The sequence below is a fragment of the Kitasatospora sp. NPDC093550 genome (assembly GCF_044764985.1).
Taxonomy (GTDB): Bacteria; Actinomycetota; Actinomycetes; order Streptomycetales; family Streptomycetaceae; genus Kitasatospora.
In genome coordinates this window covers 1-21,822 of sequence record NZ_JBIWJF010000019.1, presented here as the reverse complement: position 1 = coordinate 21,822, position 21,822 = coordinate 1, and the positions used below count along the sequence as shown (strand labels likewise).

The 21,822-nt window shown below is 75.3% G+C and carries 21 protein-coding genes and 1 pseudogene; 14 read left to right on the top strand and 8 right to left on the bottom strand.

Annotated elements, in window-relative coordinates:
* Positions 1–296: 296 nt before the first annotated feature.
* On the bottom strand, positions 297–1,346 hold the full coding sequence (locus ACIRD3_RS27420; protein WP_402221698.1) for a hypothetical protein: 1,050 nt from the start codon (positions 1,344–1,346) through the stop codon (positions 297–299).
* Positions 1,343–2,185: an RNA polymerase sigma factor gene (locus ACIRD3_RS27415; protein ID WP_402221691.1), complete on the bottom strand. Its 843-nt coding sequence runs from the start codon at positions 2,183–2,185 to the stop codon at positions 1,343–1,345. Before ACIRD3_RS27415 ends, ACIRD3_RS27420 begins: the two co-directional genes overlap by 4 nt.
* 119 nt (positions 2,186–2,304) lie before the next feature.
* Between ACIRD3_RS27415 and ACIRD3_RS27410 the strand changes: the two genes are divergently transcribed.
* From ACIRD3_RS27410 to ACIRD3_RS27395, 4 genes are all read left to right on the top strand, one after another.
* Complete coding sequence (locus tag ACIRD3_RS27410) at positions 2,305–2,670, top strand: hypothetical protein (RefSeq protein WP_402221688.1); 366 nt, start codon at positions 2,305–2,307, stop codon at positions 2,668–2,670.
* A 427-nt stretch (positions 2,671–3,097) separates the two neighbouring features.
* On the top strand, positions 3,098–3,856 hold the full coding sequence (locus ACIRD3_RS27405) for a VC0807 family protein (protein WP_402221685.1): 759 nt from the start codon (positions 3,098–3,100) through the stop codon (positions 3,854–3,856).
* Between the two features lie 205 nt (positions 3,857–4,061).
* Positions 4,062–4,805, top strand: a complete 744-nt coding sequence (locus ACIRD3_RS27400) for a tyrosine-protein phosphatase (RefSeq protein WP_402221683.1) — start codon at positions 4,062–4,064, stop codon at positions 4,803–4,805.
* 131 nt (positions 4,806–4,936) lie between these two features.
* The gene (locus ACIRD3_RS27395) at positions 4,937–5,695 is read left to right on the top strand and encodes a Clp protease N-terminal domain-containing protein (RefSeq protein ID WP_402221681.1); all 759 of its coding nucleotides are present in this window, start codon (positions 4,937–4,939) and stop codon (positions 5,693–5,695) included.
* Between the two features lie 54 nt (positions 5,696–5,749).
* Here the strand turns inward: ACIRD3_RS27395 and ACIRD3_RS27390 are convergent, their stop codons facing one another.
* Positions 5,750–6,241: an NUDIX domain-containing protein gene (locus tag ACIRD3_RS27390; RefSeq protein WP_402221678.1), complete on the bottom strand. Its 492-nt coding sequence runs from the start codon at positions 6,239–6,241 to the stop codon at positions 5,750–5,752.
* A 147-nt stretch (positions 6,242–6,388) separates the two neighbouring features.
* Here ACIRD3_RS27390 and ACIRD3_RS27385 point away from each other — a divergent pair.
* Positions 6,389–6,601 (top strand): annotated as a pseudogene (locus tag ACIRD3_RS27385) (STAS domain-containing protein); the annotation flags it as partial.
* 69 nt (positions 6,602–6,670) lie between these two features.
* Here the strand turns inward: ACIRD3_RS27385 and ACIRD3_RS27380 are convergent.
* From ACIRD3_RS27380 to ACIRD3_RS27365, 4 genes are all read right to left on the bottom strand, one after another.
* On the bottom strand, positions 6,671–7,678 hold the full coding sequence (locus ACIRD3_RS27380) for a sigma-70 family RNA polymerase sigma factor (RefSeq protein ID WP_402221676.1): 1,008 nt from the start codon (positions 7,676–7,678) through the stop codon (positions 6,671–6,673).
* Between the two features lie 224 nt (positions 7,679–7,902).
* Positions 7,903–8,175, bottom strand: a complete 273-nt coding sequence (locus ACIRD3_RS27375) for a hypothetical protein (protein WP_402221674.1) — start codon at positions 8,173–8,175, stop codon at positions 7,903–7,905.
* A 183-nt stretch (positions 8,176–8,358) separates the two neighbouring features.
* The gene (locus tag ACIRD3_RS27370) at positions 8,359–8,625 is read right to left on the bottom strand and encodes a UBP-type zinc finger domain-containing protein (protein ID WP_402221672.1); all 267 of its coding nucleotides are present in this window, start codon (positions 8,623–8,625) and stop codon (positions 8,359–8,361) included.
* 63 nt (positions 8,626–8,688) lie between these two features.
* A complete protein-coding gene (locus tag ACIRD3_RS27365) occupies positions 8,689–9,603 on the bottom strand; it encodes a helix-turn-helix transcriptional regulator (protein WP_402221670.1) in 915 nt (304 codons plus the stop codon).
* 181 nt (positions 9,604–9,784) lie between these two features.
* Here ACIRD3_RS27365 and ACIRD3_RS27360 point away from each other — a divergent pair, with 181 nt between their 5' ends.
* Both ACIRD3_RS27360 and ACIRD3_RS27355 read left to right on the top strand, forming a co-directional pair.
* A complete protein-coding gene (locus tag ACIRD3_RS27360; protein ID WP_402221667.1) occupies positions 9,785–10,546 on the top strand; it encodes an SDR family oxidoreductase in 762 nt (253 codons plus the stop codon).
* 77 nt (positions 10,547–10,623) lie between these two features.
* Positions 10,624–13,356 (top strand): lysylphosphatidylglycerol synthase domain-containing protein, encoded by a 2,733-nt coding sequence (locus ACIRD3_RS27355; protein ID WP_402221665.1) that lies wholly within the window; start codon positions 10,624–10,626, stop codon positions 13,354–13,356.
* A gap of 29 nt (positions 13,357–13,385) precedes the next feature.
* Here the strand turns inward: ACIRD3_RS27355 and ACIRD3_RS27350 are convergent, their stop codons facing one another.
* Positions 13,386–13,583: a hypothetical protein gene (locus ACIRD3_RS27350; protein ID WP_402221662.1), complete on the bottom strand. Its 198-nt coding sequence runs from the start codon at positions 13,581–13,583 to the stop codon at positions 13,386–13,388.
* Positions 13,584–13,783: 200 nt separating this feature from the next.
* Between ACIRD3_RS27350 and ACIRD3_RS27345 the strand changes: the two genes are divergently transcribed.
* The 7 genes from ACIRD3_RS27345 (at position 13,784) to ACIRD3_RS27315 (ending at position 21,676) form a co-directional block, all read left to right on the top strand.
* Positions 13,784–14,254: a carboxymuconolactone decarboxylase family protein gene (locus ACIRD3_RS27345; protein ID WP_402221659.1), complete on the top strand. Its 471-nt coding sequence runs from the start codon at positions 13,784–13,786 to the stop codon at positions 14,252–14,254.
* 103 nt (positions 14,255–14,357) lie between these two features.
* Positions 14,358–15,002 carry a class I SAM-dependent methyltransferase gene (locus ACIRD3_RS27340; protein ID WP_402221657.1) on the top strand — a complete coding sequence of 215 codons (645 nt, stop codon included), beginning with the start codon at positions 14,358–14,360 and terminating at the stop codon, positions 15,000–15,002.
* A complete protein-coding gene (locus tag ACIRD3_RS27335; protein ID WP_402221654.1) occupies positions 14,999–15,577 on the top strand; it encodes a TrmH family RNA methyltransferase in 579 nt (192 codons plus the stop codon). Before ACIRD3_RS27340 ends, ACIRD3_RS27335 begins: the two co-directional genes overlap by 4 nt.
* Positions 15,578–16,053: 476 nt before the next feature.
* On the top strand, positions 16,054–18,513 hold the full coding sequence (locus tag ACIRD3_RS27330) for an MMPL family transporter (RefSeq protein WP_402221652.1): 2,460 nt from the start codon (positions 16,054–16,056) through the stop codon (positions 18,511–18,513).
* A 347-nt stretch (positions 18,514–18,860) separates the two neighbouring features.
* Positions 18,861–19,322 carry a YbaK/EbsC family protein gene (locus ACIRD3_RS27325; protein ID WP_402221650.1) on the top strand — a complete coding sequence of 154 codons (462 nt, stop codon included), beginning with the start codon at positions 18,861–18,863 and terminating at the stop codon, positions 19,320–19,322.
* A gap of 78 nt (positions 19,323–19,400) precedes the next feature.
* A complete protein-coding gene (locus ACIRD3_RS27320) occupies positions 19,401–20,345 on the top strand; it encodes an ornithine carbamoyltransferase (RefSeq protein WP_402221647.1) in 945 nt (314 codons plus the stop codon).
* Positions 20,342–21,676 (top strand): MFS transporter, encoded by a 1,335-nt coding sequence (locus tag ACIRD3_RS27315; protein WP_402221644.1) that lies wholly within the window; start codon positions 20,342–20,344, stop codon positions 21,674–21,676. The genes ACIRD3_RS27320 and ACIRD3_RS27315 overlap by 4 nt, the downstream gene beginning before the upstream one ends.
* Positions 21,677–21,822 lie beyond the last annotated feature (146 nt).

Sequence of the window (21,822 nt, the reverse complement as noted above, 5' to 3'; positions counted from 1 at the left end):
GGGTGCGGCCCGCCCTGACTGCGGGCGGGCGGGCCGCACGTTTCCGGGCCGGCCGGGCCGGCGGCGCGTCCGGGATGACGCCTGCCGGTCCGGCCGGGGCCGGCCGGGTGGACGGCGGGCACGGGGGAGCCGACCGGCCACCCGGGGTCTTCGGGTGGTGCTTCCTGCCGGCGCCGCGCGGGCGGTGCCGGGTGGTGCGGGTTACTGCGGGTGGTGCGGTTCGTGCGGGTGGTTCGGTCCGGGCGGGCGGCGAGCCCGGGGGGAGTCGCTCGCCGCCCACCCGGAGTTCTGGGGGGTCACCTTCCGGATGACTGGTCGTTCCCGGAGCGGTCGGGTTTGCTCGGCCGGACGTCCGGCACGGTGGGCGCGACGGGCAGCGGCGGGACGGTCGCCCCGGCCTTGCCGGGCTTGGTGCCGCCGCCGGTGTCCTCGCCGTTGCCGCCGCCGTTGGTGGTGCCGGTCCCGCCGCTCTTGCCGCCGTCGGTGCTCCCCTTGCCCGTGCCGGAGCCGGGAGGGGCTCCGGTCCTGGCCGGGTCGCGCGGCTGGGCGCCGGTGTCCTGGTGGTCGCCGTCCCCCGCGCCGAGGGCCTCGGCGCAGAACTCCGCCACCCGGTCCGCACCGCCGGCCGCCTCGACCAGCGGGCCGTAGAGCGGATCGGTGACCAGCCGGCCGGGGCGCTCGCCCTTGGCCGTGCGGTCGGCGAAGCCGCGGCAGAGGCCGAGCAGGGCGGGCGGGACGACCGGGCGGTCACCGCGCCCCTCGGCCGACGGGGAGCCGGGGGTCGCGGTGCCGGTCGGTGCGGCCGTCCGCGGGCCACCGGAGGCGCCGTCGGACGGCCGGGCGGAGCCGGACGTCGGGGCGAACGGGGCCGTGGCGGCCGAGGAGCCGTGTGCCGACGCGCCCGGCGAGGTGCCGGAGGCGCCCTGGCCCGCGAGCGTGCGCTGCGGCTCGGCGGGACCGCCGCTCAGGGGGGACGGCAGGTTGCCGGTGCCGGCGGCGACCGCGACCCCGCACAGCGCGGTGGCGCCGAGCACGGCGGCAGCGGCCTTCGTGCTGAAGGCCCTGGCCAGCGCGGCGGTCGCCATCGATCGTCTCCGGACGGGGGTCACTACGGGGTCGGGGGTGAGACTCGCCTCCCGGAACGCGGCCAGGGCGGCCTCCTCCCCGGCCAGTTCGCCGGCCGTCGCGGGAGCGGCGGCCGCGGCGAGCACCCGGGCGAGCTGCCCGGGACCGCCGTCCGGTCCGGTGAGCGAGGCCTCCTGCCCGGCCGACGGGTCGGCCACGGCACCGCCGAGCAGCTGCTCGGCGGTATCACGGTCGATCCGACGGGATCGGTTGGTGCTCATCTCATGTCCTTCAGCGTCGCGGCCCGGCGTTCTGTCACACCCTGCGGAGAATTCTTTTTCGCGGGTTTCCCCCCGGGTTGCCCGGAGGCCTCGCCCCCGCCCGTTCCGGCCGCTCCGCCGGAGCCCGCGGGGGGCTGCCCGCCCGGCCGCGCGGCCGGGATCCCGCCGCCGGTCGCGAGGGGCTGCTCCAGCAGCTTGGCCAGCCGCCGCAGCCCGCGGTGGGCGGCCATCCGGACGCTTCCGGCCCGCTTGCCGAGCACCCGGGCGGCGCTCTCCGCGTCCAGCTCCATGACCACCCGCAGCAGCACCGCCTCGGCCTGGTCGCGCGGCAGCCGGGAGATCAGCGCCAGCGCGTCGGCGGTGCCGACCGTGGTGAGGGCGGCGCGGGCGGTGTCGTCCCCGGCCGCCAGTTCGACGAGGTACTCGAAGGGCAGGTCGGCGACCGGGCGGCGGCGGCGGGCGCGCAGGTGGTCGAGCGCCCGGTTCCGGGCGATGGTGGCGGCCCAGCCGCGGAAGCCGTCGCCGTCTCCGGAGAAGCCGCGCAGGTCGCGGGCGATCTGCAGCCAGGCCTCCGAGGCGATGTCCTCGGCGTCCTGCGCGTCCTCCGGCCGGCCCCCGACCAGCACCCGCAGGTACCGCAGCAGGCCCGGCTGGACGGTCCGGAAGAGCAGTCGGAACGCCTCCTCGTCCCCGCCCTGCGCGGCGCGGACCGCCTCGGTCAGATCGGTGGGAGCGTCGGCCCGTCCCGGTGGTGGGCCGGTGGTCGGTACTGGTCCGGCTCGGCCTACGGGGCTGCCGGTGCCCGCTCCGGGGCGCTCTGCACTCTGCACCCGCCACATGATGCGCCATTCGGGGGAACAGTTCGGCTCCGGCCGAAGGACCGGCCCGGGCGGGGCCAAGGTCCCGCGCACGGCCGCGGTTCACCCGCAGCCCCCGACGAGCCTGCCACACAGAGGTTGTGCGTAGGCGAATCAGTTCGGGCCACCGTCGCGGCGAGCGCCCCACCGCCGACCGGTTGCCCTTCGCCTTCGGGCTCACCCTGGTCCGCCGTGCCGAGTGGACCGCCGCCCGCCCACCCGGCCACCGACCCGACCCGCGCGCCCGGTACGGCGTCGAGACCTGGCGGGCCCGGATCGGCGAGGTGCTGCCGGCCGTCGAGGACGTCTGGTGGGAGGTGCCGCCCGGGCGGCGCCGGCGGCTCCCGCCGGACGACGCCGTCGCCGCCGTCCACCCCTACGGCCCGCCGGCCCTGCGGCGCCGGGCGAGTCCGACCGCACCGCCCCCGGGGGGACGTGCCTCTCCCCCGCCGAGCCGGGCGAGGTGAACGCCGCGCTGCCGACCGCCGCGGTGGCCCGGGTGCGGCGCGCCGGGCCGGCCGGCAAGGCGCTGGTGCTGACCGGCGCCCGGACCCGGGGCGACACCGTCGCCCGACCGTGCTCCCGAGGGCCGCGCGGGGCTTCCTGTCCGGCGGGGACGCGCGGTTCGGCACCGTGCGCCGCCGGGGCGCCCTGGGCCGCGAGCTCCGCACCTTTCCGGCCGACGACCGATCGACGGCTGGTCGGCGACTGATCGGGGACCGACCGACAGAGCCCGCGGAACCGCAGGTCGGAGGGGGTGTCACCACCCGCACCATGACAACTGTCACGCGGATCCCGCAACGGACGGCACTGCTCTGACGGAGGGTCGGACGGAAAGACTGGAGGCACGACGCGGGCGGCAGCCCGCGGCCACCAGCCGGGGAGGAACCCACCGTGAGCCAGACCGTCAGCGCCGCCGCCGTCACCACCACCATCGGCGCCACCGCCGCCGCTTCCGCGCAGACCGGCACCGGCGGGGCCGCCCACGCCAAGGCCCCCAACCCGCTGCTCTCCGGCCTGCGCCCGCTCGCCCTCGACGTGGCCGCCCCGCTGGCCGGCTACTACCTGCTGCACTCGGCCCTCGGCCTGAGCGAGTTCGCCGCACTGGCCTGGAGCAGCGCCTTCCCGGCCGCCCGCACCGTCCTCGGCCTGCTGCGCGAGCGCAGGCTCAACCTGTGGGCCACCCTGATGCTGACCGTCAACCTGGCGGGCCTGGCGCTGACCTTCGTCACCGGCGACGCCCGGCTGATGATCGCCAAGGACGGCGGGCTGAGCGGCACCGTGGCGCTCGCGATCCTGGTCTCCGCCCTGATCGGCCGGCCGGTGATGAGCCCGATGCTGATGCCCTTCGTCACCAAGGGCAAGCGCGACCGCGCCGCCGCCTGGGAGCGGCTGAGCGAGGGCAGGGCGGCCGCGTCGCGCTCCTTCCGCCGCCACGAGCGCCTGTTCTCGGCCATCTGGGGCACCGCGCTGCTGACCGAGTGCGCGGCCCGGGTGATCGGCGCCTTCACCCTGCCGGTGTCGACCATGGCCTGGCTGTCCACCGTCTTCCTGGTCGGCGCGATCGTGGCCGGCTCGATGCTCGGCCAGATCGCCGTCGAGCCGCTGGAGAAGCTGGTCCGCACCGAGGCCGAGACCCCGACCGCCGCCTGAGCCCCCCGACCGACCGGTACGTCAAGAACCGCTCCGCGAGAAGCCGCTCCGCGAGGAATCGGTCCGCGAGAAGCCGCTCTGCGAACAGCCGGTACGTGAACAACCGGTTCCGAGGACTCGAACGGCCAGGAACCATCCGGATCTCCCGGGAGTCCTTCCATAACGAGGGGGTAACGGGACCCCCGACGAGGAAACGGGGAGCCCCATGAACGGGACGACGGACGCGCTGACCACCACCGAGGACCGCACCCTCGTCTGGGACGGCTGCCTGAACGTCCGCGACCTGGGCGGGCTGCCCACCGCCTCCGGCCGGCTCACCGCCCGCCGCGCGATAGTCCGGGCGGACAACCTGGACCGCCTCACCGCCGAGGGCTGGGACGCCCTCCTCGACCACGGCGTCCGCACCGTGATCGACCTGCGCAACGTCGAGGAGTACAGGCCGCTCCTCCCGCTCCCCGAGGGCGTCGACCTGATCCGCGTCCCGCTGGACGAACTCGCCGGCCCCGCCTGGTGGGAGGCCCACGGCCGGCTGGACGGCACCCCGCTCGCGCTCCGCCCGTACCTGGACCACTGCCCGCACGCCGCCGCCGCGCTGATCACCGCGATCGCCGGCGCCCGCCCCGGCGGCGTGGTCGTGCACTGCGGAGCCGGCCGTGACCGCACCGGCCTCGCCGCCCTGCTGCTGCTCGCGCTGGCCGGGGTCGGCAGCGCCGCGATCGCCGAGGACTACCTGCTGAGCGGCCCCAACGTCCGCCCGCTGTACGGAATGCTCGGTCTGCCGGACCCGTACCACCGGATCGACGCGGTGCTCGCGGAGGCCGGGACCACCGCCGAAGCCGCCCTGGCGGACGCGCTCGACGGGTTCGACCCGACCGGCTACCTGCTCGCGGCGGGCGTCACGCCCGACCTGATCGCCGCCGTCCGCGGCCGGCTGCTGCCCGCCGACTAGTCCGCCCCCGGGCCGCCGCCCGCCCGGCATCCCGGCCGCCGCCCGGGGCCTCCGGAACGCTCCGCGCGAACTCCCCGGCAATCGTCAACCGATGGTTGACGGGTATCGGGTCGACAACCTACGGTTGACGCATGGAGAATCCCGTTGTTCCCAACACCACTCCGCTGCGCCTCGACGACCTGATCGCGGCGATCAAGAAGGTCCACACCGACGCGCTGGACCAGCTCTCCGACGCGGTCATCGCCGCCGACCACCTCGGCGAGCTGGCCGACCACCTGATCGGCCACTTCGTCGACCAGGCCCGCCGATCCGGCGCCTCCTGGACCGACATCGGCCGGAGCATGGGCGTCAGCAAGCAGGCCGCCCAGAAGCGCTTCGTCCCCAAGGATCCGGGCACGCCGAACGACCTCGACCCCAGCCAGGGCTTCAGCCGCTTCACCCCTCGGGCCCGCAGTGTCGTGGTCGCCTCGCAGGAGGAGGCCCGGAAGGCGGCCAACGCCGAGATCACCACCGCGCACCTGCTGCTCGGCCTGCTCGCCGAGCCCGAGGGCATCGGGATGAAGGCGCTCGCCGCCCAGGGCGTCGCCCCCGAGGCCCTGCGGGAAGCGGCCACCGCCGCCCTCCCGGCCGCCGCCGACGAGCTGCCCGCACTGATCCCGTTCGACGCCCGGAGCAAGAAGGTGCTGGAGCTGACCTTCCGCGAGGCGCTCAAGCTCGGGCACAACTACGTCGGCACCGAGCACATCCTGCTGGCGCTGCTGGAGCAGGACAACGGCCAGGACGTCCTCACCTCGCTCAACGTGGACAAGTCCGAGGCGGAGACCTTCGTCTCGGAGGCCATCGCCGCCATCATCGCCGCCCGGAACGCCGAGCCCGAGCAGCAGGGTTGAGACCCCGGCGCCGTGCCCCGGACGGAACTCCCGGCCGGGGCACGGCACTTCGGGCTAGAAGCCGGAGACGTGGGTGGTGACGATCCGGACCCGGCCGTCCTCGGCCGCCGCCAGCGCCGCCCGCAGCCGGGCCGAACGGGCCGGGCCGAGGAGTTCGAGCGCCTCCTCGACCGGGGCCCAGCGGTGCTCGTCCAGCTCACCGTCCGGGACGGTCACGGGGGTGCCGTCCGGGACGGTGCCGAAGTCGAACAACAAGTGCTCGGCCGGGTGGTCGAGTTCGGCTGACGGGTGGGTCCAGGAGATGGCCAGCAGCGCGCCGGCCTCACCGACGATGCCGGTCTCCTCCTCCAACTCCCGCACGGCGCACTCGACCGGGCCCTCGCCGAGGTCGATCGTGCCGCCGGGGAACTGCCAGTGCTCGCGGTACCCGGCCTTCACGATCAGGATCCGGCCGGACTCGTCCCGCAGCAGGCAGCCCGCCGCCGCGTAGATCCGGGGCAGCGAAGCCAGCCATTCCTCGCGGGACTTCAAGGGCTCAGCGGTCACGGCGCTCCTCCTGGGGCGGGACGGGTTCGACGGCCCTACTCTGCCACCGGACTCCGGGGCCGCCACGACGCGATTCCGCGCCGGACCGGTGAGACCGTCACCGGAACGGTGAAACCGCCGACGGAACGGTGAGTCGGCGCCGGAGCGATGAGTCGGCGCCGCCCCGGCGGTCCAACCCCCATGGAGACCATCGGGGAGACCACACCGGGCGGAGCCGTACTGACCTGCGACCTGGGCGCGCTGACCGCCCCGGACCTGGCCGTCGTCGACGCGCTCGCCCGGCTGCGGCTCGCCGCCGCCCGGCACGGCGTGGGCGTGGTGCTGCGGAACGCGAGCGGCCCGCTGCGGGAACTGCTCGCGTTCAGCGGGCTCGCCGCACTGCTGCCGCCGGGCCCGGGCGATCCGCTCGGGCCACTCGACGACCCCCGGCTACTCGGCGTCGACCCGCTCGGCGTCGACCCGCTCGGCCTCCAGCCGGGGCGGCAGGCCGAACAGCGGGAAGAGCACGTCGGTGTCGAGGAAGTTGGTGAACCCGGTGATCCGGCCCGCTGACAGCTCCGGCACGATCAGCGCCCACGGCTCGTGCCCACCCGCCGGGCTCGGCCGGTACTGGGCGAAGGCCGGTCCGCCGTTGGCCGTCACCGGGAGCAGCCGGGAGCCGCGGCAGCCCTGGCCGGGGCCCAGCATCCAGGCCCGGAGCTCCTCCCGCCCGCGCAGCCACATCGCGAACGGCGGCATGTTGAGCGTGACGTCCTCGCGCAGCAGCACGGCGAGGCCGTCCATGTCGTACGCCTCGAAGGCCCGGACGTAGCGGTCCAGCAGCGCGCGGTGGTCCTCGTCCAGGGCGGGCGCGGGCCGGGCGGCCGAGCCCTCCGCGGCGAGCGCCGCGCGGGCCCGCTGCAGCGCGCTGTTGACCGAGGCCACCGTGACACCGAGGAGTTCGGCCACCTCGGCGGCCTTCCAGCCGAGCACCTCGCGCAGGATCAGCACGGCCCGCTGCCGGGGTGCGAGCCGCTGCAGCACGGCCACGAAGGCCAGCTTCACGGACTCGCGCTGGGCGGCCACCTCGGCCGGGTCCCCCGTCTCGGGCAGCACCCGGCCGTCCGGGGCGGGGCCGATCCACGTCACCTCGGGCAGCTGGGCGTCGTGCGCCGTGGCCACCGTGACCGGACCGGCCAGGTCCATCGGGCGGGCCCGGGCGTTCCGCCCGTTCAGGGCGTCCAGACAGACGTTGGTGGCGATCCGGTACAGCCAGGAGCGCAGCGCCGAGCGCCCCTCGAAGCCCCGGTGCCCGCGCCAGGCCCGGACCATCGTCTCCTGCACCGCGTCCTCGGCCTCGAAGACCGAGCCGAGCATCCGGTAGCAGTAGCCGGTGAGTTCGGTGCGGTGGCGCTCCAACTGGAGCTCGACCGGCTCCTCCGCGATCACGTCGGCCATGATGCCCCCGTCGTCCTGCCGTACCTGGTGAACGGGACGAACCTAGCGCAGCGCACTGACAATCCGGTTCGCCGCCGACCGGTCCGCCGTCGACCGGCTGGTCCGCCGCCTTCCGCACGCCCGCCGGGGCCGGAGCCGAGGGCCGTCCCGCCGCCCCGCGGGCTCCGTGACCGTGCGTCAGGGGCGGGCGCCCGCAGCTCGGCGCCCGCCCCCGGTCGGACGGTTCAGTGGGCGGAGTGCTTCTCCGCGCCGCGGTGCCGGTGGCCCTTGAGCTCGGCGTGCATCGCCGGAGCGGCGTGCGCGGAGGCGGTCGCCGCGTCGTGCCCGCCGTGCCGGAACGCCTCGCCGGCGCCGTACCCGGCGACGGAGGAGGACACCACGCCGGTGCGCAGCTTCGGCCCGATCCGGGCGGGCGGGCTCGCCATGCCGCGGCGTTCCAGCAGTTCCTGGGTGCCCTGGCGGAGCCGGGCGGTGCTGCCCGGTGTTCGCTTGGTCATCGTCGGCCTCCCTTCGGCGGTCACCGGCCGGACGGATGTCGGCCGGAGGGGCCGCACGGGCGTTATGTCCGGATTTTATCCGGGCTGCGGGTCCGTGCCACCGGGAATCCCGGGCTCGGACAACCGGGCTCGGGTCCCCGGATTCGGGTCCCGGGTTCGGGTCCCGGGTTCGCGTGCCCCCCCTCAGCCCATGACCTCGTGGACGAAGCACCAACGCCAGTCCTCCCCCGGCTCGTACGAGCGGATCACCGGGTGGGAGGAGTTGTGGAAGTGCGCGGTGGCGTGCCGCTGCGGCGAGAAGTCGCAGCAGCCGATGTGGCCGCAGTCCAGGCAGATCCGCAGGTGCACCCAGTCCCGGCGGCCCTGCGCCAGGCACTCGGCGCAGCCGTCGGCGGGCGGAAGGGCCTCGATGTCCCGGGGGGCCATGGCGAGGTCTTCGCAGGCGCTCATGAGTGCAGGCTAAGCCGCCCGGGGGCGTCCCGCCCACCCGGCGCCCGCCTCGGAACGCCCTGCTCAGTACGCCTCCGGCGGCTCCGGCGGCCCGGGCGCCGCGGGGTGCCCGGCAGCCCCGTCCTCCGCCCCCGGGGCGGTCCAACTGGCCAGCAGGGCCAGCTTCTGCGCGGTCGGCGAACCCGCCGGAGCGGTGTAGACGACCAGCAGCTGGTCGGGCGAGCCGTTGACGCCCAGGGTCTCGTAGCCGAAGTCGAGGTCGCCGACCAGCGGGTGCCGGACCAGCTTGACGCCGTGGGTCTTCTCCCGGACCAGGTGGTCGGCCCAGAGCCGGCGGAACTCCTCGCTGCGCACCGACAGTTCGCCCACCAGGGCGCTCAGCGCCGGGTCGTCCGGGTGCAGTCCGGCGTCCCGGCGCAGGTAGGAGACGGTCTCCGCGGCGACCGCGTCCCACTGCCGGTAGTACTCCCGGGCCGCCGGGTCGAGGAAGGCGTGCCGGGCCTGGTTCGGGGAGCCGTCCGGGGAGCCGTCCGTCCGCGTGGCGAAACCGTTCACCGCGCCGGCCAGCGCGTTCCAGGCCAGGACGTCCATCCGCCGGCCGAGGACGAAGGCGGGCACCCCGGTCATCAGGTCCAGCAGCAGCCTCGTCCCCGGCCGGACCCGTTCCCGGCCCCGCCCCCGGGCGGGGCCGGCCGGGGCCGGGTCCTTGGGCGGACGGGCGAGCGAACGCAGGTGCGCCGTCTCCACCGCGTCCAGCCGCAGCACCCGGGCCACCGCGTCCAGCACCGCGTCCGAGGCGCTGCCGCCCCGCCCCTGCTCCAGCCGCACGTAGTAGTCCACGCTGACGCCCGCCAGCTGCGCCACCTCCTCCCGGCGCAGGCCCTGCACCCGGCGGCGGCCGTGCGAGGGCAGGCCCACCTCCTCCGGCAGGATCCGGGCCCGGCGCGAGCGGAGGAAGTCCCCCAGGGTGTTCTCCATGCCCGGCAGGGTAGCCGGGCGCGGCCGCCCGAGGGTGGTACTGCCGTTCCCAGGAAAGGCCGTTCCGGGACGGGCGTTCCCAGGACGGCGGTACCCGGGAAAGGCGTGGCCCTGGGTAGGCGGCCGCGGGCCGCGCAGAGTGGTCGACGTCAGCCCGAGCGACCCGAAACCGGAGCCCCCGATGAGCTTCTCCTCCCTCGCCACCCGCACCGCCGTCGTCACCGGAGCCGCCAGCGGCATGGGCGCCGCCACCGCCCGCACCCTCGCCGCCCAGGGCGCCAGGGTCGCCCTGCTCGCCCGCCGCACCGAGCGGCTCGACGCGCTCGCCGCCGAGATCGCCGCCGCGGGCGGCCAGGCCCTCGCCGTCACCGCGGACATCACCGACCAGGCCTCCGTGGACGCCGCCGCCAAGGCCGTCCACGACGCGTACGGACAGGTCGACCTGGTGGTCAACAACGCCGGGGTGATGCTGCCCAACCCCCTCGCCGACGGCCGGATCGACGAGTGGACCCGCATGGTCGACACCAACCTCACCGGCGCGCTGCGGATCGTCCGTGCCTTCACCGCCGACCTCACCGCGGCCGCCGCCGAGGGCCGCACCGCCGACCTGGTCAACGTCTCCTCGATCGCCTCGCACGTGGTCTTCCCCGACTACGCCGTGTACGGCGCCACCAAGGCCGCGCTCACCCAGCTGTCCGCCGCACTGCGCAGCGAGCTCGGCCCGCGCGACGTCCGGGTCAGCGCGATCGAGCCCGGGCTCACCGACACCGAGCTCGGCGGGCACATCGACAACCCGGTGCTGCGCGAGCAGCTCGGCGGGATGTTCGACGCCATCCCGGCGCTCACGGCCGAGGACATCGCCGACCTGATCGCGTACACCGTCAGCCGCCCCCGGCACGTCAACCTGCGCCACCTGGTCGTCCTGCCGACCCGGCAGGCGTAGCTCCGGTCCGGCGGCCCCGGCGGGGCCCTCCGGCATCCCCGCCCGGTGCCCGGGGGCGGCGTGGGAGCATGCCACCCGTGGCGATCGTGACGGGGAGTACGAACGGCGACACCGACGGGGGCGACACCGGCGGTGTGCCCGCGCAGCGGAACGGCGGAGCGGGGGCGCCGGACGGCGCGGCGGGGATGACGGGCAGCGGGGCGGGGATGACGGGCAGCGGAGCGCGGACGACGGACGACGGCGGCGGCATACCCGGGCAGCCGGGCCCCGAGCGGTCGGGACCCGGACCGGTCGGGCCCGGCGGGTTCCGAGCCCGACCGGTGCCCGCCACCGGCCGGGTCCGGCAACCCGTCGCGCTGATCCGGCTGCTCGGCGGCCTGTTCGCCATCGCCCTCACCCTGCTGCTCGCCGACTACGCCCGCGCCACCACCGGCGGCATCGCCGCCGACGTCGCCGAGGCCGCCGCCCTGGTGCCGCGGCCGCTGGCGAGCCTGGCCGGCGGGCTCACCACCGCCGCCGTCCTGCTGCTGCCGGTCGGCCTCGCCGTCCGACGCCTGCTCGGCCCCGACCGGCGGCGCGCCCTCCAGCAGGTCTCCGACGGGCTGCTCGCCGCCGTCCTCGCCTACGGCGCCACCCTCGGCCTGGACCTGTGGGCCGACGGCCTCGCCCCGCACTCGCTGCTCACAGCGATCACCACGCCGCTGCCCGGCGACGTCCTCGGGCACACCGAGCCGGTGTACGGCTACCTCGCCCCCGTCCTCGCCTTCATGACCGCCTCCGGCAACCGGGAACACCGCCTGCCGTGGACCGTCCTCGCCCTCTCCGGCCTCGCCGGACTGGCCGGCGGCTTCGCCACCCCCACCTCACTGCTGCTCGGCCTGCTGATCGGCTGGACCGGCGCCCACGGCACCCTGTACGCGGTCGGCACCCCCGACCCCTGCCCCCGCCCCGGCGAGGTCCTGCGCGCCCTGCGGGACAGCGGCCTGCGCCCGGTCGAGGCCCAGCCGGCCGGACCCGACCGCTACCTGGTCCGGCAGGCCGACGGCCTCCCCGCCCTCGACGTCCAGCTCCTCGACCGGCAGGCCGTCACCGCCGCCGCCGTCCAACGCGCCTGGCGCCGACTGCGCCTGCGCACCGCCCCCGACCCGCGCGTCCTGCGCTCCCCGCGCACCGGGCTGGAACACGAGGCCCTGGTCACGTACGCGGCCCTGGCCGCCGGGGTCCGCACCCGCGGCATCGCCGCCACCGCGGGCCTGGGCCAGGACACCGCGCTCATCGCGTACGAGCGGCTGGCCGGGCGCACCCTGGACCAGCTCGCCGACGACGAGATCACCGACGGACTGCTCACCGACGCCTGGGGCCAGCTCGCCCTCCTCCAGCGCCGCGAGATCGCCCACCGCGCCCTCGTCCCCTCCTCCCTGCTGGTCGACGACTCGGGCGCGGTGCACCTGGTGGACTTCGCCGACGGCGACATCGCCGCCACCGAGCTCGTCCTGCGCTGCGACATCGCCCAGCTCCTCACCACCCTGGCCCTGCGCACCGGCGCGGCCCGCTCCGTCCGCACCGCGACCGCCGTCCTCGGTCCCGACCCCGTCGGCGCCGCCCTCCCCCTGCTCCAGCCCATCGCCCTCACCCACACCACCCGCCGCGCCCTCAAACGCCACCCCGGACCCACCGCGCCCGCCCGCACAGCCGCCGACACCCACCCGGCGACCACGTCCGCACCCGCCACCGGGCGCCCCACCGCCGTCGGCCCCACCGCCGTCGAAGCCGCCGACACCCACCCGGCGCCTGCGCCCGGCGGGCTGCTGGAGGAGATCCGGGCGGAGGTGCTGCGGGCCCGGCCACAGGTGGTGGGGCGGCCGGTGCGGCTGGAGCGGTTGCGGCCGCGGACGCTGCTGGCCGTCGTGGGCGGGGTGGTGGCCGGGTGGCTGCTGATCCCGCAGCTGTTCGCGGCGGAGGACAATCCGGTCTCCGCCCTGGCCGACGCCGATCCGTGGTGGCTGCTGCTGGCGCTGGCCGCCGCCGCGACGAGCCACGTCACGGCGGCGATGGGCTTCGTCGGGTTCGTGCCGGAGCGGCTGGACTTCCGCAACGCGGTGCTGGCGCAGGTGGCCGGGTCGTTCGTGAAGCTGGTGTCCCCGGGCGGGGTCGGCGGGGTCGCGCTGAACACCCGGCTGCTGCAGCGGGCCGGGATCCCGACGGCGCAGGCGCTGTCCAGCGTCGGGGTGGGGACGCTGATCGGGCTGGTGCTGCACCTGCTGCAGCTGGGGGCCTTCGTCTACCTGCTGGACATGCAGCCCGGCGGTTCGGAGCTGGACGCGCTGCCCGCGGTGGTGGGCGGTCTGGCGGGGGCGGCGGCGCTGCTCGCGGTGGTGTGGGCGATCCCGGTGGCCCGGCGGTGGCTGGCGGCGCGGCTGCGGCCGTTGACGACCGAGGTGCTGCCGCGGCTGCTGGACCTGCTGCGCAGTCCGACCCGGCTGGCGGTGGGGGTGACCGGGCAGCTGCTGGTGTCGATCTGCCTGATCGCGTGCCTGTACTGCTGTGCCCGGGCGATCGGCCGGGAGCCGTCGTTCGCCTCGGTCGCGGTGGTGTTCCTGGTGGGCAACGCGGCGGGCAGCGCGGCGCCGACCCCGGGCGGGGCCGGCGCGGTGGACGGGGCGCTGATCACGCTGCTGCAGCAGACCGCGTCGATGGAGAAGGGCGGCGCGCTGGCGGCCGTGGCGCTGTACCGGCTGCTGACGCTGATCCTGCCGGTACTGCCGGGCTGGGCGGCGCTGGCCTGGCTGCAGCGCCGCCGGGCGCTGTAGGCGCACGGGCCGGGAGGCCCTGCGGGCCGCTACTCCCGGTACTCGTCCTCGTCCAGCTGGACCACCCGGGTCTGCTCCGCGACGTCCGCGACGTCGGTGGCCGGGTCGGCCCCGAGGGCGCGGCGCTCGGCGACCTCGTCGTACTCGTCGACCGGGGGCGTCTCCTCCTCGGGCTCCACGGTCTCGTCCGTCTCGTCGATCAGGTAGTCCTCGTGATCCTGCGGCATGGCATCCGTCCTCACTGTTCGGAGCCCGGGTGGCGGTACTGGCAGTATCCGCCGCCCGGCGCCCGGACGCGACGCGCCGAGCCCGCCCGGGCGTGTTGCCGGGAGCCCCGCCCCGACCGGCCCGTTCCCCGGATTGACCCGTGAAAAGTGCCGCCGAATGACCCTGAGGCGGGGTTCATTCGACCCCTAGGGTCGTCCTCGTGACGACGAACGAGATCACCGCCGCCCCCGCCCGCCGCCTCGACTACGCCCGCACCGTGCCGAAGGTGTTCCGCGCGATGATCGCCCTGGACGCCGCCGCCCGCGAAGGGCTGGACCCGGCGCTGGTCGAGCTCGTGCAGATGCGCACCTCGCAGCTGAACGGCTGCGCGTACTGCCTGGACATGCACACCAAGGACGCCCGCAAGGCCGGCGAGACCGACGAGCGGATCTACCTGCTGCCGGTCTGGCCGGAGGCCCCGGAAGGCGTGTACAGCGAGCGCGAGCGGGCCGCCCTGGCGCTCGCCGAGGAGATCACGCGGATCGGCGACGGCGTCCCGGACGCGGTGTACGCCCGGGCCGCCGCGCACTTCCCGGAGGCCGAGCTGGCGCAGCTGATCTCGCTCTGCTTCACCATCAACGCCTGGAACCGCATCAACGTGGCCACCCGCACGTCCCCCGGCGCCGCCTGAGCGGAACGCCCGCCGGGCCGCCGGGGGTACGATCGGTGCCGTACGAAGGGCTAACCCACACCCACCCGGTGGCCCCGAGGCCCATACGAACGACGGGGAAAGCATGTCCGGCTCGCACTACTTCACCGGTGCACCCGAGGTCGCCAGCGACCGCCGGCCGATCACGGTCTCCCTGCCGGACCTCACCCTGGAACTGACCACCGACGCCGGGGTGTTCTCCCGCGAGCGGCTCGACCCGGGCACCCGGGTCCTGCTGGAGCACGCCCCGCCGCCGCGGGTGCGCGGCCCGATCCTGGACGTCGGTTGCGGCTACGGCCCGATCGCGCTCACCTGGGCGAGCCGGCGCAAGCGCCTCCCGGTCTGGGCGGTGGACGTCAACGAGCGCGCCCTGGAGCTGGTGCGGCTGAACGCCGGGGCGCTGGGGCTGGGCAACGTCCAGGCCGCGCTGCCCGACGACGTCCCGGAGGACGTCCGGTTCGCGACGATCTACTCCAACCCGCCGATCCGGATCGGCAAGGCGGCGCTGCGCCGGCTGCTGACGCACTGGCTCGGCCGGCTGACCCCGGACGGTTCGGCGTTCCTCGTGGTGCAGAAGCACCTGGGCTCGGACTCGCTGCAGAAGTGGCTGAACGACCAGGGCTACCCGACCACCCGGGTCACCTCGGTCAACGGGTTCCGGATTCTGGAAGCGCGGCCCCGCCCCGAGGCGGGCGAGGGCTCGGAGATTGGACGAGGTACGACGTCGTGAAGCAGCTGCGCGGGACCGAACTGAAGCGTCTGCACCGCTCGTGGCGGCGCAGCAACGAGTTCCGGCTCGCGATGATCCTGGAGAACCTGCAGTCGCCGTTCAACGTCGGCTCGGTGGTCCGGACCGGTGCGGCGATGGGCGCGGAGAAGCTGTACCTGACCGGGGACACCCCGTCGGTGCGCTCGTCCGGCGCGCAGAAGGCCGCGATGGGCACCGACAAGTACCTGAAGGTGGAGCACTTCCCCACCGTCGCCGAGGCGGTGGCGGCGGCGAAGGCGGACGGCTTCAAGGTGGTCGGCCTGGAACTGGCGGACGAGGCGGTGCCGATGTTCGCCGCCGAGCTGACCCCGGCGGTGGCCTTCGTGCTCGGGCACGAGGACCGCGGGATCACGCCGGAGGCGCTGGCGCTCTGCGACCAGGTGGTGTTCGTGCCGCAGCTGGGCCGGGTCGGCTCGCTGAACGTGTCGGCGGCCGCGACGGTGGCCTGCTACGAGGCGCGCCGCCAGGGCTACGCGATCAGCGGCGCCCCGGACGGCGCCCTGGACGCCGGCGACCTCGGCGGCGACGAGGACTGAGCCGCCTCCCGGACCCGCGGGCGCGTGGACGGACGTGAACGGCGGGAGGGGTGGGCCGAAAGGCCCACCCCTCCCGCCGTTTCCGTCCGGAAACCCGGGAGACATCCCCGAACGGCAGATGTCCGGACGGGCTCCGGCCGGGAGCAGTGGCGGCAAGCGCGCGGTGGACTCCTTCTCGCTGACGCTGCGGTCCGGCGGGATCCGGCCCTGCGCGACCCGGCCGGGCGCCGCTCCGTATAGATCCCTCATAGACCGCCCATAGTGACGCGCTTCACGCTCGGTGGTGGCAGTCCGACGCCGTGCCGGACGGCGGGTGGCCCGGAGCGGTTCCGGGCCGACCCCCACACCCCGCCGTCGACATGCCCGCCGCAACCCGGCGGGTGAACGCGCCGCCCTGCCCCGAGGCTTCGCCGACCGGCCGAGGCCGACCGACCGGATCTCTGAGTGAGCCACACCGGAGAAAGAGGAGAGTGGCCGTGCCGACCCCCGTCGAACGGACTGCCCGTCATGCCCCGCCGACTCCGCCCAGCCGGAAGCCGCTGATCGAGCGGGTGACCGGCTGGTCGGCCAGAAACAGAAAGACCGCCCTGATCGGGTGGATCGTCCTCGTGGTGCTGGCGCTCGGCGCCGGTGCGGCGGTGGGTGGCACCAGCCCGAAGGCCTACGACCCGGGCGAGTCCGGCCACGCGCAGCGGATGATCGACCAGGCCGGACCGAACTCCCGGCCGCCGGCCGAGAGCGTGCTGATCCAGGCCAAGCCGGACGCGCCGGTGTTCGCCGCCAACCCCGGGATGCAGAAGGCCGCCGCCGAGGTGGCCGACGCGCTGCGGGCACTGCCCCCGGACACGCTGACCGAACTGCGGGAGCCGACCGGGGAGGCGGGCAAGCGCCAGGTCTCGCCCGACGGCCGATCCGCACTGGTCAGCTTCTCGCTCGCGGGCCCCGGCTACGGCTGGGACAACGCGGACGCCAACGTCGCGCTGACCGAGGCGGCGGTGGCCAAGGTGGCCGCCGCGCACCCGGACCTGAAGATCGTCGAGGCCGGCAACGCCAGCGTCAACCAGGCGGTGTCCAAGGCCACCGCGAAGGACTTCGCCAAGGCGGAGCAGACCTCGGTGCCGCTCACCCTGCTGGTGCTGCTGGTCGTCTTCGGCGCCCTGGTCGCGGCCGGCATCCCGGTGCTGCTGTCGATCACGGCGGTGGCGGCGGCGCTCGGCCTGATGCAGCTCGCGGGCCACTGGGTGCCGGTCAACAAGTCGGCCTCCTCGGTCGTGCTGCTGGTCGGCATGGCCGTCGGCGTCGACTACTCGCTGTTCTACCTGCGCCGTGTCCGCGAGGAGCGGCTGCTCGGCCGTTCGCCGGCCGCCGCGCTGCGGATCACCGCCGCCACCTCGGGCCGCGCGGTGACCGTCTCGGGCCTGACCGTGATGGTCTCGATGGCGGGCCTGCTGTTCACCGGGATCGACACCTTCACCGGGATGACGCTCGGCACCATCGTCGTCGTCCTGCTGGCCGTGGTCGGCTCGCTGACCGCGCTGCCCGCGCTGCTGTCGATGCTCGGCCACCGGATGGACGCGGGCCGGCTGCCCTGGCTGGGCCGCCGCCGCGCCGCGGCCCGGGACTCCCGGATGTGGCGCGCGCTGGTCGGCCAGGTCGTCCGCCGTCCGCTGGTGTGGGGCGGCTCGGTGCTCGCCCTGCTGCTGGTGGCGGCGCTGCCCGCGCTGAACATGCGGCTGGCCGACCCGAGCCTGCAGGACGAACTGCCGCGCAGCGTCCCGGAGATCGCCAACATGGTGGCCATCCAGGACGCCTTCCCCGGCAGCCCGGCCCCGGCGATCGTGGTCGCCCGCGGCCAGGTCGTGCACGGCGGCGAGTTCGACCGCGCGATCACCGCGCTGCACCGGCAGGTGGCCGAGAGCAACGGCGCGCTGCACGAGCCGGTCGCGGTCGTCCCGGTCGGCGAGGCGGCCAACAACACCGTCGTGGTGTACGTCCCGCTCGCCGGAAACACCAGTGACGCCCCGGCCGTGGCCGCCCTGAAGACCCTGCGGGAGAAAGCCCTCCCGGAGAGCCTGGGCACGGTGGACGGCCTGGAGTACGCGGTGACCGGCGAAACCGCCATCTCGGACTTCGCCGACGCCGTGCGCAGCAGCACCCCGTGGGTCTTCGCCTTCGTCCTGGGCTTCGCCTTCCTGCTGCTGGTCGCGGCCTTCCGCTCGCTGGCGGTGCCGCTGGTGTCGATCGCGCTCAACCTGGTCTCGATCGGCGCCGCCTACGGTGTGATCACCTGGATCTTCCAGGAGGGACACGGGAGTTCACTGGTCGGCTTCCACCCCTACGGCGGGGTGATCAGCTGGCTGCCGCTCTTCATGTTCGTGATCCTCTTCGGGCTGTCGATGGACTACCACGTCTTCATCCTGAGCCGGATCCGCGAGCTGCACGTGCGCGGGAAGGACGGCCGGACGGCGGTCACCCGGGGCATCAGCGGCAGCGCCGGCGTGGTCACCAGCGCGGCGGTCGTGATGGTCGCGGTCTTCTCGATCTTCGCGACGCTGTCGATGGCCGACTACAAGATGCTCGGGGTCGGCATGGCGGTGGCCGTGCTGATCGACGCCACCCTGGTCCGCGGAGTGCTGCTCCCGTCGGCGCTCGCGCTGCTCGGGGAGCGCTCCTGGACGCTGCCGAGGTGGCTCGCCTGGGTGCCGAGCCTGTCCGTCGAGGGCGACGTCGAACACGACGGCGACACGGACGGCGACATCGACGGCGGTGTCGAGAACGGCGCCGAGAACGGCGCCGCGAAGGGTGCCGCAGACGCGGCGAGCACCCACGAAGCCGCCGGTCGACCGGCAGCTCGGCCCCGGACCGGGGCCAGGGCCCCGGAGTACGACGGCCCGGTCCTGGAGGCGCCGGACGCACGGGAGCCCGCGCGGGCCTGACCCCCACCCACCCCGTCCTCGCGGAGCGCGGTGGGGCAGGACCGCGCACCCGCCAGGACCGTCGACGCACCACAGCACCAGCCAAGGCCAAGACCGACGGCCCGTCGTGCTGCTCCGGCAGTGCGACGGGCCGCTCCACGCCCTGATGCCCGTCTGTGAGGACGCAACCGATGACCCCTGCCTTGTCCATGATCCCTGCCCTGTCCATCCCGAGGCCCCTTCCGAGGCCCCTTCCGAGGCCCGTCCCGAGGTTCACCCCGGGCCCGGCCGCCGGCGGACGCCCGACCGGGACCGCCGAGACCGTCAGGACCGCCGAGAACCCCGAACCCTCCACCTACAGCAGGTTGTTGGCCCTGCTGGCGACGAACCCCGCCGCCTACCGGACGATCTGCCACGAGCCCGAGGGCAACACCGCCCTCGCCAGCGAACTGCGCGGCCACCCGCTGGACCGTGCCGCGAAGTCCATCGTCCTGCGGGCCAAGCGCGCCAAGCAGGACGGCGGCGGCCGGTACGCGCTCGCCGTGGTGCCGGGCGACCGTCGCGTCGACCTCGACGCCGTGGGCCAGGCCCTCGGCTCCAGCAAGGTCGGCTTCGCGGACCGCACCACGGCCGAGCGGCTGAGCGGCTGCGTGAGCGGCTCGATCATTCCTTTCTCGTTCCACCCCGATCTCGAACTCCTCGTCGATGAGGAGCTGTTGACACATCCTCACGTCTATTTCAACGCGGCGAGACTCGATCGGTCGATCGAGCTGTGCACCGCCGCGTACCGGGCGCTGGCACAGCCGCACGTGCTCGCCATCGCCGCCTGAGGCAGGCCCCAGCCCTCACCGGCCCGGCCCCGGATCCGCTCCCGGGCCGGGCCCCGCCGACCGTACAAGGAGCACTCCATGGCCGTACGCCACCTCATCTCCCTCGAAGACCTCACCGATGCCGAGCTGCGGTCCGTGGTGGTCCGGGGTGCCGAGTTCGCCGCCGGGAACGGCGCCGCGGACCGCCCGCTGGACGGGGCGATCGCCGGCATCTACTTCCGCAAGACCTCCACCCGGACGCGGACGGCCTTCTCCTCCGGAGCGCTGCGGCTCGGCGGACAGATCATCGGCTACGGCCCGGACGACCTCCAGCTGAACACCGGCGAGACCACCGAGGACACCGGGCAGGTCTTCTCCCGGATGCTGGACCTCCTGGTCGCCCGTACCGCCGGCGAGACCGCCGAACTGCGGGGCTGGGCCGACCAGGACCGGATGGCCGTGGTCAACGCGATGAGCGCGGACGAGCACCCCACCCAGGGCCTGACCGACCTCACCACGCTGCTGCGGCGGTTCGGCCGGATCGAGGGCCTGCGGGTGCTGTACGTCGGCGAGGGCAACAACACCGCGGCCGCGCTCGCCCTCGGCCTGATGCGCTACGAGGGGGTCGAGTTGGAGCTGCGCACCCCGGCCGGCTTCGGCCTCTCGGCGGACATCCTCGCCAAGGCCCTGGCCCGCGCCGAGCGGAGCGGCGCCCGGCTGACCGAGCGGCACGACATGGACCGGCTCCCGGCCGACCAGGACGCGATCTACACCTCGCGCTGGCAGACCACCGGCACCTCGAAGGCCGACCCGACGTGGCGGGAGAAGTTCGCGCCGTTCCAGGTCACCGCCGGCCTCTGGACGTCCAGCCCGAAGGCCGCCTTCCTGCACGACCTGCCCGCGCACCGCGGTGAGGAGGTCACCGCCGAGGTGCTCGACGGACCCGCCAGCATCGCCTTCGACCAGGCCGCCAACAAGATGTACAGCGCGATGGCCGTCCTGGAGTGGTGCCACCGGGGGACGTCCGGGGCGCAGTCGCGATGAGCCTGTTGGAGGCCGAGGCGCCGGGCACCGCCCCCGCGCCGGACGGCGAACCGCTGCGCCGCAACCGGGACTTCCTGCTGCTGTGGATCGGCGCGGGCGTCTCGATGCTCGGGCTGCGGGCGGGCACCGTGGCGTACCCGCTGCTGGTGGTCTGGCAGGGCGGTTCGCCGGTCGCCGCCGGCCTGGTGGGCTTCGCCGGGGTCCTGCCGCAGCTTCTGGTGCAGCTGCCCGCAGGGGTCGCGGTGGACCGCTGGGACCGGCGCCGGGTGATGATCGCCTGCGACCTCGCCGGTGTGCTCTCCATGGGCGCCGTCGCCGCGATGGTGCTCGCCGGCGGGCTCTGGCTGCCCCTGCTGATGGCGGCGGCGTTCGTCGAGGGCAGCGCGGCGCTGATGTACCGGCTGGCCGAACGGGCCGCGGTGCGCAACCTGGTGCGGCCCGACCAGCTGTCGGCCGCGCTGGGGCAGAACGAGGCCCGCGGCCAGGCCGCCGGGCTGCTCGGCGGCCCGGCCGGCAGCGGACTGTTCACCCTGGCGGGCTGGCTGCCGTTCGGCTTCACCGCGCTGACCCATCTGCTGGCGCTGGGCACGCTGCTGTTCATCCGCAAGGACCTGCAGGAGGCCCGGCCCGCGGTCTCCCGCCGACTGCGCACCGAGGTCGCGGAAGGGCTGGGCTGGGTCTGGGAGCAGCGGTTCATGCGCGCCGCGGTGGTGCTGATCGCCGGCAGCAACCTGCTGTTCCAGGTCCTGGGGCTCGCCCTGGTGCTGACCGTCCGGGAGCACGGCGGCTCGCCCGCGACGATCGGGGTGATCGGCATGGTCGCCGGGATCGGCGGCGTGGCCGGGGCGTTGAGCGGGCCCTGGTTCATGGAGCGGGTGTCGATGTCGGTGCTGATCTGCGGGACGCTGGCCGCCTGGACGCTGCTGGTGCTGCCGGTCGCGTTCACCGCGCAGCCGGTGCCGCTCGGGGCGCTGTTCGCCGGGATGAGCTTCGCCGGGGCGCTGGTGAACGTCGTCGCCGGGGTCCACCAGGTACGGGTCACCCCGGACGCCCTGCAGGGCCGGGTGACCAGCGTCTTCGCGCTGGCGAGCTCCGGGATGAACGCGGTCGGGGCGCTGGCCGGCGGCTTCCTGCTCGCGGCCTGGGGCACCGGGCACACCGTCGTGGGCGTCGCGGCGGCGATGGCCGTGATGGCCGTGGCGGCGGTGCTCAGCCCGGCGGTCCGCGGCAGCGGACGGGCGGCGCGGACCGCCGCCGGCGCCGACACCGCCGACACCGCCGCTGGCGCCGATACCGCCGACAGCGGCGACAGCGGCGACAGCACCGACTGAGGACCACCACCGCACCGCCGGAAGGGGGGGGGGGGGGGGGGGGGGGGGGGCGCCCGGGCCGCCCCCCGGGGGGGGGCGCCCCCGCGGCCCCCCCCCGCCCCCCCCCCGCCCCGCCCCCCCCCCCCGCCCCCCCCCCCCCACACAAC